Origin of the sequence: Prevotella aff. ruminicola Tc2-24, assembly GCF_900110895.1 — a bacterium.
Taxonomy (GTDB): Bacteria; Bacteroidota; Bacteroidia; order Bacteroidales; family Bacteroidaceae; genus Prevotella.
In genome coordinates this window covers 261,819-273,533 of the sequence record NZ_FOIQ01000003.1, presented here as the reverse complement: position 1 = coordinate 273,533, position 11,715 = coordinate 261,819, and the positions used below count along the sequence as shown (strand labels likewise).

At 45.4% G+C, this 11,715-nt stretch carries 11 protein-coding genes and 1 tRNA gene; 3 read left to right on the top strand and 9 right to left on the bottom strand.

What is annotated here, in order from left to right; translation table 11 throughout:
* Positions 1 to 30: 30 nt before the first annotated feature.
* A tRNA-Val gene (locus tag BMY63_RS07460) sits at positions 31 to 105 on the bottom strand.
* A 118-nt stretch (positions 106 to 223) separates the two neighbouring features.
* A complete protein-coding gene (locus BMY63_RS07455; RefSeq protein WP_143065752.1) occupies positions 224 to 919 on the bottom strand; it encodes a hypothetical protein in 696 nt (231 codons plus the stop codon).
* A 232-nt stretch (positions 920 to 1,151) separates the two neighbouring features.
* On the opposite strand from BMY63_RS07455, the gene BMY63_RS07450 reads away from it, so the two are divergent.
* The 3 genes from BMY63_RS07450 (at position 1,152) to BMY63_RS07440 (ending at position 3,994) form a co-directional block, all read left to right on the top strand.
* A complete protein-coding gene (locus BMY63_RS07450) occupies positions 1,152 to 2,693 on the top strand; it encodes a glycine--tRNA ligase (RefSeq protein WP_091915730.1) in 1,542 nt (513 codons plus the stop codon).
* Between the two features lie 3 nt (positions 2,694 to 2,696).
* Positions 2,697 to 3,308, top strand: a complete 612-nt coding sequence (locus tag BMY63_RS07445; protein ID WP_091915728.1) for a BamJ family beta-barrel-assembly machinery protein — start codon at positions 2,697 to 2,699, stop codon at positions 3,306 to 3,308.
* Positions 3,309 to 3,523: 215 nt separating this feature from the next.
* Positions 3,524 to 3,994, top strand: a complete 471-nt coding sequence (locus tag BMY63_RS07440) for a hypothetical protein (RefSeq protein ID WP_091915726.1) — start codon at positions 3,524 to 3,526, stop codon at positions 3,992 to 3,994.
* A 770-nt stretch (positions 3,995 to 4,764) separates the two neighbouring features.
* Here the strand turns inward: BMY63_RS07440 and BMY63_RS12325 are convergent.
* The 7 genes from BMY63_RS12325 to BMY63_RS07405 all read right to left on the bottom strand — a co-directional run bounded on the left by BMY63_RS12325 (position 4,765) and on the right by BMY63_RS07405 (position 11,396).
* Complete coding sequence (locus BMY63_RS12325; protein WP_176771136.1) at positions 4,765 to 4,941, bottom strand: hypothetical protein; 177 nt, start codon at positions 4,939 to 4,941, stop codon at positions 4,765 to 4,767.
* Positions 4,942 to 5,011: 70 nt separating this feature from the next.
* Positions 5,012 to 7,864: an RICIN domain-containing protein gene (locus BMY63_RS07435; RefSeq protein ID WP_143065751.1), complete on the bottom strand. Its 2,853-nt coding sequence runs from the start codon at positions 7,862 to 7,864 to the stop codon at positions 5,012 to 5,014.
* Positions 7,865 to 7,882: 18 nt separating this feature from the next.
* Complete coding sequence (locus BMY63_RS07430; protein WP_091915721.1) at positions 7,883 to 8,458, bottom strand: hypothetical protein; 576 nt, start codon at positions 8,456 to 8,458, stop codon at positions 7,883 to 7,885.
* Positions 8,455 to 8,997: a stage II sporulation protein M gene (locus BMY63_RS07425; RefSeq protein WP_256218969.1), complete on the bottom strand. Its 543-nt coding sequence runs from the start codon at positions 8,995 to 8,997 to the stop codon at positions 8,455 to 8,457. Before BMY63_RS07425 ends, BMY63_RS07430 begins: the two co-directional genes overlap by 4 nt.
* A 497-nt stretch (positions 8,998 to 9,494) precedes the next feature.
* Positions 9,495 to 9,761, bottom strand: a complete 267-nt coding sequence (locus BMY63_RS07415; RefSeq protein ID WP_091915715.1) for a hypothetical protein — start codon at positions 9,759 to 9,761, stop codon at positions 9,495 to 9,497.
* A 23-nt stretch (positions 9,762 to 9,784) separates the two neighbouring features.
* On the bottom strand, positions 9,785 to 10,072 hold the full coding sequence (locus BMY63_RS07410) for a hypothetical protein (RefSeq protein ID WP_091915713.1): 288 nt from the start codon (positions 10,070 to 10,072) through the stop codon (positions 9,785 to 9,787).
* Positions 10,073 to 10,178: 106 nt separating this feature from the next.
* Positions 10,179 to 11,396, bottom strand: a complete 1,218-nt coding sequence (locus tag BMY63_RS07405; RefSeq protein ID WP_177178404.1) for an O-antigen ligase family protein — start codon at positions 11,394 to 11,396, stop codon at positions 10,179 to 10,181.
* Positions 11,397 to 11,715 lie beyond the last annotated feature (319 nt).

Here is an 11,715-nt window from a genome sequence, read left to right as displayed (position 1 = left end):
TCCCGCTGATGAGTGGGATTCGTTCTTTTGTAGGGACACCCGGGCTCGAACCGGGGACCTCTGCAATGTGACTGCAGCGCTCTAAACCAACTGGGCTATGCCCCTATCTTCTTGTTTGGCGGATGCAAAGGTACAACATTTTACCGAAAAGCGGTGACCGTAATGGGAAAAGTTGCCGTGCCTTGAGGTTTTTTAACGCTTCATGTTCACATGTCCCGTACCCTTAATAGCGCTTACGGTTGTCAACGAGGAAGGTGTATACCTCACCATCGACGGGAATCTCAAGTACGATATGGTCGGCCTTGCGTTTCTTCAGAGCGATGAAGCCGCTGTGCTCTGACATGTCGAAGATGGTGTTGGCGCGCCAGTAGCCTTCGTCGATGCGCTGCATCTCAATACGGCGCAGTGCCTCACCCTCGTCGATCATATCCTCCATATGCTTCCGTGCCCAGAAACGATCGTCGGGCGTGTCTTTTGAGAGGGCAGCGTCAGCGGTGCCGACGAGGACTGTCACTAGTGTGTTAGCCCAGAATATGGTGTTGTTCCTCTTTCTCTTGTATTTCTCGTAGGGGTATACCATGAGCGAGTCTTTCACAAGTGGTGTCATATCCATTCCCATGTCGAAGTAGCGTGTCAGCATGCTGCGTGTCTCCTTGGGGTGGCCTTTCACGGCATAGCAGTATGCCTTGATCTTCTTGGGCTCGAAGATGATTTCATGACCGGAGTCATTGATGATGGAGATGTTGGGAACGAACAAACCTCCTTCGGTCACATCGACCACGACGGTGACGCCCTTGTGGTTGCAGTAGTGTATCAGACAATCGTTCTTCACGTAGGTCTTGTACTCTTTGGTGTCTTGTGCTCTGGCTCCTGTGAATAGCGTGGCGCAGAACAATGTCAGTAAAATGGATTTCTTCATAATGATTAATGTCAATATTGTTTTGCTTTATTTTACTGCAAAGATACGTTTCTTCTCGTGAAACATAAAAGGATTTTCCCTATTATCCTATGGAAAATCCCTATGGACTTGTAGATGGACAGTCAAAAATTCATAATTCTTCCGCACAGATGCGTTTTTTTCTTAATTCTTAATTCTTAATTCTCTTTTTATTCGTACCTTTGCATCCATAATTTCGAAATTATATTTATTTATGGCACAAGAAGATGTATTTAAGAAGATCGTGAGCCATTGTAAGGAATACGGATTCGTGTTCCCCAGCAGTGAGATCTACGATGGTTTGGGAGCCGTTTACGACTACGGTCAGAACGGTGTGGAGTTGAAGAATAATATCAAACAATACTGGTGGAAGGCTATGACGATGCTGCACGAGAACATCGTGGGTATCGACTCTGCCATCTTCATGCACCCAACGATATGGAAGGCGTCTGGTCATGTCGATGCCTTCAACGATCCCCTCATCGACAACCGCGACTCGAAGAAGCGCTATCGTGCCGATGTGCTCATCGAGGATCAGATAGCCAAGTACGATGAGAAAATCCAGAAAGAGGTTGAGAAGGCCCGTAAGCGTTTCGGCGACAGCTTTGACGAGGCGAAATATATGGAGACCAGTGAGCGTGTGAAGGAGACCAAGGAGAAACGCGACAACCTGCATGCCCGTTATGCTGAGGCTATGCAGGGTCCAGATCTGGAGGCCCTGAAGCAGATTATCCTCGACGAGGAGATTGTTGACCCCATCAGTGGTACGAAGAACTGGACCGACGTGCGTCAGTTCAACCTGATGTTCGCTACTGAGATGGGCGCTTCTGCTGATGCTTCAATGAAAGTGTACCTGCGTCCGGAGACCGCTCAGGGTATCTTCGTGAACTATCTGAACGTGCAGAAGACTGGTCGTATGAAGATCCCCTTCGGTATCGCCCAGATCGGTAAGGCCTTCCGTAACGAGATCGTGGCCCGTCAGTTCATCTTCCGTATGCGTGAGTTCGAGCAGATGGAGATGCAGTTCTTCGTACAGCCTGGCACAGAGCTGGAGTGGTTCCCCAAGTGGAAGGAGACTCGTATGAAGTGGCATCAGGCCCTCGGCTTCGGTGCAGAGAACTACCGTTTCCACGACCACGACAAGCTGGCACACTATGCCAACGCTGCTACCGATATCGAGTTCAAGATGCCGTTCGGCTTCAAGGAGGTGGAGGGCATCCACAGCCGTACGAATTTCGACCTCTCGCAGCATGAGAAGTACTCTGGCAAGAGCATCAAGTACTTTGATCCTCAGACCAATGAGAGCTACACTCCATACGTCATCGAAACCTCTATCGGTGTCGACCGTATGTTCCTCTCAATCATGTGTCACGCCTTCGAGGAGGAGAAACTCGAGAACGGTGAGACTCGCACGGTGCTCAAGCTGCCTGCTGCCCTCGCACCTGTGAAGTGCGCCGTCATGCCTCTGGTGAAGAAAGACGGTCTGCCTGAGAAGGCCCGTGAGATCATCGACCAGCTGAAGTTCCACTTCAACTGTCAGTACGACGAGAAGGATTCTATCGGTAAGCGCTATCGTCGTCAGGATGCTATCGGAACGCCGTACTGTGTCACTGTCGACCACGACTCTCTGACCGACGGTAAGGTGACTCTGCGTTTCCGCGACACGATGGAGCAGGAGCGTGTGAACATCAGCGACCTGAATTCCATCATCGAGGATAAGGTGAGCATCGCAAGTCTGTTGAAGAAGCTTCAGTAAACAATGAAGAACTGGAAATACATATTGCTGGCCCTGATACTGTTCCCGTTTGCGGGGATGGTATCATCGTGCAGCGAGGATAGCGAGGAAGAGGGCGAGTACGACGACTGGCAGAACCGCAATGACGTTACGACGAGCAAGTGGGCCGCTAATTCGATGAAGAAGATTATCTGTTACTCGAAGAATTCCGCCATGTCCGGTAACGTCGGTGACTATATCTATGTTGAGGTCTTGGAGTCGGGTACAGGTACAGAGACTCCACTCTTTACTGACACCTGTCGCTTGGCCTATCGTGGCCGTCTGATTCCGTCAAAGAGCTATCCCGAAGGATATGTCTTTGATCAGAGTTATTTGGGTGACTTCAATTGGAACACGATAGGTGTGGCCAAGGATGAGAATGGCAGGGATTTTGTGTGCCACGATTTCGTTGCTGGCTTCACCACCGCCCTGATGAACATGCACATCGGTGATCATTGGAGAGTGTATATTCCTTATCAGTTGGGCTATGGCAGTTTGGCTAAACCGACGTGTAGTTATAGCAATCTGATCTTCGATGTCGCTCTTGTCGACTTCTGGCACCCAGGTGAGCATCGCCCGGTATTCAAGTCAAGGTAAGTGTTCTTCTAAAGAGAAAAGTTGCATATCACATCAAAAGCCCTCGGCTTAATGATACTAAATCCCTGAAAGATAATACTTTCGGGGATTTTTCTTTGTTGTTTGTTCGATTCTTTGTATCTTTGTATCCGGATAGCAATGGGAGGTCATCACGTATGACATCTACCTTGCCTTAAATTAACTCAAAAACATAAACGACAAAAAACCGAACCACTATGAGCACGGAAGAAGAACAGTTTCTGGCTCTCCTGAAGGAGAACCTTCGCGCACACCAGAACATCGCATCCATCGTGATTAACTACACTTGTTGCAGTGTACACAATGTTGGCACACTCAACTTTACTGCCAATGATGGCGGTCGTGTCGCCATGAGGCAGTCAGACGTACCCCAGTCACAAGAAGTGGTGACGCTGCCCGACGAACTGGCTACCGACGAGGCGATTCACCTCTGGCAGAAACTGCAGGAAGCCGATTATATCGATGAAAACTATCAGCCACTTGTCTCCCGCCCGAAGGCTGCCCTATTGGCCGATGCCATGGCCACTTGTCTGGGCATCCGACAAAGATGGAGAATTTTTGAAGAAGTGTGGCAACGCCGTAATATGCGTAATGACTTTGCAAGGGCCTTATCCCAACAACAGTCGCTTGACTTTCAAGATGATATTCGAAAGTTAATGCGCAGATAATCAGTCATTTATGATGTATGCATGCAGTGCATGCACTGCATGCATACACCTAATTTTCGATTTTATTTTGTATCTTTGTTCCCTGACTTATATAGATAGCTCATGGAACAAGAACATCTCATACATTTTCGCTCCCCTCCTGTGTGACAGATATGACACTTATGACGGATAATTTCAGAAATCCTCACGCGTGTACGCAGGAACTTTTGCGGCGCCGAAAGTTCCTGCGTACACGCGAGAAAACTCTAAAAACATCTGTCATATCCGTCATATCTGTCACAAATAACGGTAGGAGAAGAAAACAGGAGTTAACGGTTCCTGAGCGGTCCCTGAGCTTGTCGAAGGGCCTGTCGAAGGGGAAACCGCAGGTTCAGGGACCGTAGTAAAGCAAAGTACGCCCTTCTTCTGCGCCCAAGTACGCCCCACTACGCCCTACTACGGAAAAGCGCTCTTTGAAATGTTGTACCTAGACAAGCGACCAGACAAGTGTGTCGCCCCCCCAACTATGGGTGAAAGAGATAATCCCTTTCGGTGAAAGAGACGTCATCTACGACTGATGGAGATAATCCCTATAGGGGTATAGACCCTATCTCCATGACTCGTAAACCCTATCTGAATGACTCATAGGAGGCATCTCTTTGAGCATAAACAGCCCCTTCTCACAGAAAGTAAGAGATTCGCCGTTCTAGTGATACGGCGAATCTCATAAAAGACAAATTCTTCTATTCAGTGAAGCAAATCTTCACTGTACATGAAACTAGCTGTTAAGACTAAAAGCGGATGTCCTTAATGGGATCGGGCAGCTCTACTTTGTAGTTGTAGTAGCAGCAAGCGAACTCCATGTGATCACAGATCTTAATGATCTTGTCTTTGTTAATGCCAGCCACGGTGGCATTCATCTCGCTTTCATTCAGAACTGCGAAATCTTCTCTTCTAATTTTCTTCATAATAGTTAATGTTTTAAATTTTTAGGTCTGTTTGATGCGCAAGACCGTTAGCGCTTATTGATTAAACATATCACCACCAGAGCTGTTGTCCATCCTCATATGTGAAGATACGTTCCTCGATTCCTTTCGTCAGGTCCTTCAAAAGATATAGGCCGTCACTTGGCATATTTTCAAGAACCAGCTCCGTAGCCTTTGCTTTCGTCACCGCCAGAGGAAGCCATTTCCCACGATCATACACTAGTAACTGATACATATCACCGACTTCGATGCAGTTACCGTCATTTCGAGGTATGAACCTAATCTTTGCCACGTCGGACGGCTGAGCCAGTTCCAGTCCTACCCAATGACCATCGGGACTGATTCCGTTAAATCCAGTCAGAATATCGCCGTCAAAGACGGTCTCCTTCGTGTGACCGGGCATGCCCTGAGTGCCAAGTATCTTGCCGGTCAGTTTCTGGCCTTTGCTGTTATAGAACTCTACCTCATTGACGTTACAATAGGAGCCCGTGTGGCCAATATAACGAAGATAGCGGTATTTGCTTCCGACATTCTCTGGTGTCAGCTCATACCAGCAGGCATCAGTATATCCATAGTATCGATACAGACGTGAGGCCTGAGAGAAGTCCTTGGTATTGCTTCCCTCGAATATTCCATGATCCATTCTGTATCTGAAGGAATCAAATTGGGCGAAGAAAGGATATTTGCGGAGTAACGTCATTGTCTGGCGTTTGGAGTTGTTGCATACGATTTCTCTGATCGATCCGTCTGGTTTCAGGATAAAGGGATTCCCGATGGGGATCAGGTCTTGACCCTGACAGATGCAGACGGAATATAGGATATTACGTCCCATAGACGTGAAGGTAACCTTGCCCCTTGATACCTTGCCATAATGAACGGGGATCCAGTGCTCCTTGTCGTTGACACAGATGTAGGCGATCTTACTGTCACGGAACTCCTTCGGAATGTCACGTACCACATCCGTCGTATTCAGATACTCGTCTGTGACATCTGTAAACGTCGGAAACTGGAACAACTCAGGGACGCTCTTCTCACCTCTCATGTCATCGACGATCTTATGGTTAACCTCGAAGCGGTATCTGTAGATCTTGGGCTTCAGATAGACGGGACTATGCGTGAACTGGGTCGTATCTCCCGGGACATATCCCATGTAAAAGGGTGTCGCCTTTCCATTGGGTAGTATCAGGGCATTCCACGTATGATCATTGGGACGGTTTCCCCAGTGCGGTGTGAAATCTATGGCCACGGGAATGCCCATATATTTCGACAAAGAAGCCACGTAGGAGGCTTCATCCTTACAGGGTCCTGTACGGTATCGGCATAATGATGCCAGACTCGGAGTTACACTGCCTCTGGATTTGGATGGCACAAACATATCCATCACATCCGTCACCCGCACAGCCTCAGACTGGGCATTCCCGATCCTGAAGAATGACCGGGCATAGGGGTTCTTTTCTTTCTTGGTGATCTTCCATTTCTGCGTGGCCTTTCCAGAATAGAAGTTCTGTACCAGAATCTCCTTGCCAGTCTGCTTGTCGACGCGGGATTCCCAGAACAAGCCCGTCTGCTTATTCATGATCTTGCACATGCCGTCACCCACAGGTATGATTGCCCATTTCTGGTGATTGATGTATCTGGACTGATAGGCGGTCACATCCCTTTCATAGCATCTGTCCGGATTGGTCACCAGGATGTATACCTGCTTACTTACAATCGCCAGGGTGTCAAGACTGACCCGATAGTCTTCCAGGTACAGGTCCACGGAGTCCATGGGAGCAATCCTCCAGCACGGATAGCCCTGATAGTCCAGACGCATGTTGAGCGTCCTGTCATCCGGCGAATAGCCGCGAAGTGTGATGGGCTGACCAATCGTTGACTGTATGGTGTCGAAGGAGACATAGTTGCTCGTGCCCACATTCTGTATCTGGCAATAGGAATCGGAGTAGTCGACCGCCTCTTCCGAATGATAAGGCTCATAGGCCCCCACTTCCATGTAGTCAAGGACAAACGGCTTGTTGGCAGACCCTATCGTAATCTTGTTCTCCCCTTTCTGCAGGTTCAGCACGATTCCAGGAAGGGAGGTCTTGAATGAATACTCGTTCCCGACCTGCATCAGGTCAATGGTTCCGACGGTCTGGTCATTCACCTTTACCTGTGCCTTCGTGCCTACCGACAATGCACAGGACCTGAGTCGTATGACTTTCTGTACATCCATGTCTGACGGGATGCTGAAAGTGACAGAGGAATTGTCAGGGGATATCCGTACTGCTTTTCCTTTCTTGGCATTGGTTGATTCAATTATCTTTGCGTTGACATGATGTCCTTCAAAAGCTGAGAACTGAACGCCCTGATCGCTGTACGCCACATCGGCATCCAGATACGGGAATAAGGTCTTAATGGTTTGTCGCCAATCACTTACAGGTTCATCGGAAAGCCTGTATGGCAATACGTAATTAAAGAACGTGGATTGATCATACTCGTTTTTCCAGTTCACTTTTGCCCAGAGGTCGCAGGCATCATCTATCGCCTTGATCAGGAAATCGGCTTTCATGGTTCTAATATCCGAAATCTTCATGGCAGCCTGACCGGAAAGTTGTTGCATCTCTGCATTGACAACACTGTCGCGATATTCAGTGGCATGCGTCCCCATTGCTGCATAAGCCTTCGCATACTGATCTGCAATCTCACCATATAATGCGTGATGGTAGGGCATGTTCTCAATCAGGAACTTAGCCGACTCATACTTCAACGGGTCGGGATCGTTCTTAAAATGATCCAGTACTTTTTCTAACTCCTGACAGTTGTCACCCGCCAGTTTTAATGCTTTCTCCAAAGAATCTCCACCGCAGGAAAGAAATGTCGCAGATACGACAAAAACTGCAAGACTATATAAAAGTTTTCTCATTGCTCCTTTTCCCTTTATTTATAACAACTTGAAGAGTTCCGTTACCCCCCATACAGAGGCTACTGGTATTACGACCGACAAAAATGAATACAACCATTTTATATTGTAGGAATACCGTATAACGCAGACTGTAAGAAGGTAAAAAGGCAGATACGAATAGTTGACGATATCCATGATTAATATGAATCTGCGATTATCCATAAGATTATTAATCACGTTCTCACTTTCTTCCACATCCAAATAGCCAAGCATATTGATTGCTACGACCAAAGCAATGGCTGGAATAAAATACAGATAAGAAGAAACGAAGAGAAATTTGCTAAAATCCTGTCTGCCATTAAAAAGCAAAGCAATAATATGGAACATCAAACTCATTATAACCCACGCTGCAAGTGCAGAAATAATGGATATAATATAACCGAGTTGCATAAGGCTCTCTACAATTCCAGAAACTTCGCCGAGCCCTTTCATAACAAAGTCGTTAATTGTTGACATGTATTCTGCCGACAACAATGCATAGATTAACACGATTGCTCCGCCATACCATTTTGAGATGGAAGACAAACCGTTGACAAAATCTTTTATTCCCATCATACCATATTAATTGAAATGTGTGCCTCAATATATGCGGAACACAAAATGATTAAAAAGACGCAAATAGCGTATATACACATTCTCTTCAAAAAGCCTTTTGACCATGACTCTTTCCCCCTCATAAAAAGAACTAACTGCCATGCAATCATAAAGCCCATCGCACCAGACAACCAAAAACCAATTAACTCAGGACTATGCGGTAACGTCGTCTTAAGAATGTTTTTAATTGAGAACCCCGACTCATATGAGCATACAAACGCATCAGATGCCGCAAAGCCATTTATGGCAAGGTTTGCAACTGTTCCTATTCCAAGCAACGCACCACCACACACGTTGATTGCGCAACCTTTGATATTTGTCGCAAATATCAGGATGAAAGCCTTATCATTATCGTTTGCTTTCCATGCATCCTGAATTGCTTCAATAACATGATTTCCACTCCCGGTTTTCTCTTCCGGTATTTCTTGAGAAAAGTTCATAGGTATCCGTGCACAAAACGGAAGGAGCCAGATGGCAAAAGCCAGAAGAAAATATTTCATCTGCTCAAGATCTTATATAACAACAAGCTATACACGCCTATGAAATATACAACAGAGGCGCCATACACCCAAATATAGAAATAGTCAACATCCAGATTATACATATCACTCCATGATGGGTATATAAGAAACACTGTAAGCAATGCAACATATAAACAAAAAAGCAATAGGTTCTTTTTCCCACACTCAGAATCGTCTTTATATGGAATTCTAAGAAACTTCATATTACATGCCAGATGCGCCAATATTGTACCAAGCACAATCCCGACAGCGATTGACAGCGTGCTCAATTTATGAAATAACACGGTACACGTAAAACCAGAGAATCCCATAAGAAACAAAAGTGTTATGGTATTTCGGTCAGAAAAAACCTGTGAAAGAAGATGTTTCATAATGTTAACAACCATTCAAATTTTCATATCAACTTATATCGGAATCTATTGGATGAATATCTATATATAAACATATAAATAGACACCAATAGATTCCACAAGAGATTACAACGCGCCTCCAACTATAATGCCTGCCCAACCGACAGGATTCCATGAAGCTGGAAGAGATGAAGTCAAAATACCTATGCCAACACCTGCTACGATAGAACCACCTGCAGCAGTAACAGCCTCATTGCTACCACTCTCACATAGGCCAGCAGCTGCAATCTGTGAAATGACGCCATTCTCCTCTGCAGTATTTTGTGCATTATATTGCAAGAAAGCAACAGCTAATACGACAGATGTAAATACAGAAAATAATCTTTTTTTCATAATAAAAAACTAAATTAAATTGTTTATAATGTACAGATTCCTCCTAACAGGCCATTTGCGATAGCCACGGGTGCACCAACACCTGTAGCGCCAGTAACAATTGCTGATGTGTAAAAATAGCTGGCAGCAGATCCTGCAACAGCTGATGCGGCAGCCCATCCATTATATTCACCTTCTGAATTGGATGCGCAAGACAATGAAACCTGCTGAATGTTGGTGTTATTACCGTCATTGTTAAAACTATTCATGACACCCAGTGACATAACCATTGCTACAAACATTGCAAATAATGGCTTCTTTTTTGTTTTCATAATTTTAAAAATTTTGTTGATTAATAATAATGTTAATTAATTGGTTATTGGTTCGTTATACCATCATGATGGCATAACGCATTTGTTGATTGATTCTCTGTTTTTTTTACTTCATAGGCAATCTGTTTTGAGGGTTAGACAATCTGTTAACTATAAGACGCATTTCGCCTTTTATTTCTTTACCAGCCGTTGTTGGAACCTTCTCCTTCATCTGTAGAATCTCGTTCGCCAGTTTGTACGCCTCTGTTTTATGCCCCATATCCATCAGAAGGTGAACAATCAAAGAACGGGGATATAATCGGGAAGGAATCGTGTTTATCGCTTTTTGATATGCCTCTCTTGCAGCCATGAGATTCCCTGTTTTTTTGTAGTTTTCTCCCATCAACATATAGATATGAGGATCAGAGGATTTTATTTCAGCCATCTTTAACATTCCAATACTCTTCTCTGGCTCATTTGCCATCGATAAGGCCGACGCATAATAAAACAGGAAGATGCCATTATTGCTCATGATTGGATACGCCTTCTTATAATGTTTAATAGCACCTGTCATATCTCCATGAGCCGCATTTCCTAATCCATTTTCCAGTAATCGAAGGCCATATAATTGGTGCAGGCTCATTAAGGAGACGCAGACGACCACCAGTAACAAGCATAATGACATGATATGTCTCGACCATACTCCGACCCGATGACGTTGTTTGTTTCTATGTGCCAAAAGCAAAGCCAATACAACTATCAGATGCAGATACATAAGCTGAACATGTAAAGGGTAAGAGACGCAACAGAGCACTAGGAATCCCAATAATGATGCTTTTGCCCCAATAAAGATATGTGAACGGTGTGAGTCCTTCTGCAGCAGTGCGAGAAGTATAATACCAAAGAACAGCAACGTACCGACGACGCCATGGTCGATAAATACCTGTAAGAATTCATTATAGGCACACGTCACGTAATCAGCAAGAAATTTTTCTCTCTCAGTTCCTTCACCTGAGGCAAAATAATCGCGTTGCCACCGGCAATAGTTCGCCTCAAACGAACCACACCCGTCACCAAGCAAAATATTCTCACGGGGAGCCTGAAGTGCGACTTTCCATACAAGTAGTCTTCCATCTGCAGAATCGGCTTTGAACTTGTATAGGAAGAAAACCCCACCAAGAAGGCCCACTCCTAATAAGACGGATAATACGAGACGCTGGGTGCGACTAAAATGCCTACGAATAGATTTCAGTACGCCATAGTAGTGTTCTATCACAAAGACACATCCTATCAAGCATGCCAGCCACGCTCCACGGGAACGGGATAAGAAGATGAGAGCAAGCATAAAGATGAGGCATGCCAGGAGTAAGTATCGAACATTCTCACAATCACGATTTCGCCTGCAAGTCAGATAGACAGGAAGGACTATTGGAAATATGACGCTAAGATATCCCGAATAGGCCCCGGGATTGCCAAGAGAGCCTCCAAATTGGAAAAAAGCGTTACCATTCTCCATCAGTCCATAGAGTTGTCCGAAGCCAACAACAATCTCAATCCACGCACAAACAATGATGGAACAAATAAGACTTTTTTGAATATGTCGACTTAAGAATAGCATACTCAGAACTAGGAATAAAAGCCAACAGACTATCATGAAACAGCAA

Bases quoted from the DNA above. Each gene is read 5' to 3' on its own strand.
- BMY63_RS07455 (WP_143065752.1), bottom strand. From the start codon at position 919: ATGAAGAAATCCATTTTACTGACATTGTTCTGCGCCACGCTATTCACA.
- BMY63_RS07450 (WP_091915730.1), top strand. From the start codon at position 1,152: ATGGCACAAGAAGATGTATTTAAGAAGATCGTGAGCCATTGTAAGGAA.
- BMY63_RS07445 (WP_091915728.1), top strand. From the start codon at position 2,697: ATGAAGAACTGGAAATACATATTGCTGGCCCTGATACTGTTCCCGTTT.
- BMY63_RS07440 (WP_091915726.1), top strand. From the start codon at position 3,524: ATGAGCACGGAAGAAGAACAGTTTCTGGCTCTCCTGAAGGAGAACCTT.
- BMY63_RS12325 (WP_176771136.1), bottom strand. From the start codon at position 4,941: ATGAAGAAAATTAGAAGAGAAGATTTCGCAGTTCTGAATGAAAGCGAG.
- BMY63_RS07435 (WP_143065751.1), bottom strand. From the start codon at position 7,864: ATGAGAAAACTTTTATATAGTCTTGCAGTTTTTGTCGTATCTGCGACA.
- BMY63_RS07430 (WP_091915721.1), bottom strand. From the start codon at position 8,458: ATGATGGGAATAAAAGATTTTGTCAACGGTTTGTCTTCCATCTCAAAA.
- BMY63_RS07425 (WP_256218969.1), bottom strand. From the start codon at position 8,997: ATGAAATATTTTCTTCTGGCTTTTGCCATCTGGCTCCTTCCGTTTTGT.
- BMY63_RS07415 (WP_091915715.1), bottom strand. From the start codon at position 9,761: ATGAAAAAAAGATTATTTTCTGTATTTACATCTGTCGTATTAGCTGTT.
- BMY63_RS07410 (WP_091915713.1), bottom strand. From the start codon at position 10,072: ATGAAAACAAAAAAGAAGCCATTATTTGCAATGTTTGTAGCAATGGTT.
- BMY63_RS07405 (WP_177178404.1), bottom strand. From the start codon at position 11,396: ATGCTTGCTCTCATCTTCTTATCCCGTTCCCGTGGAGCGTGGCTGGCA.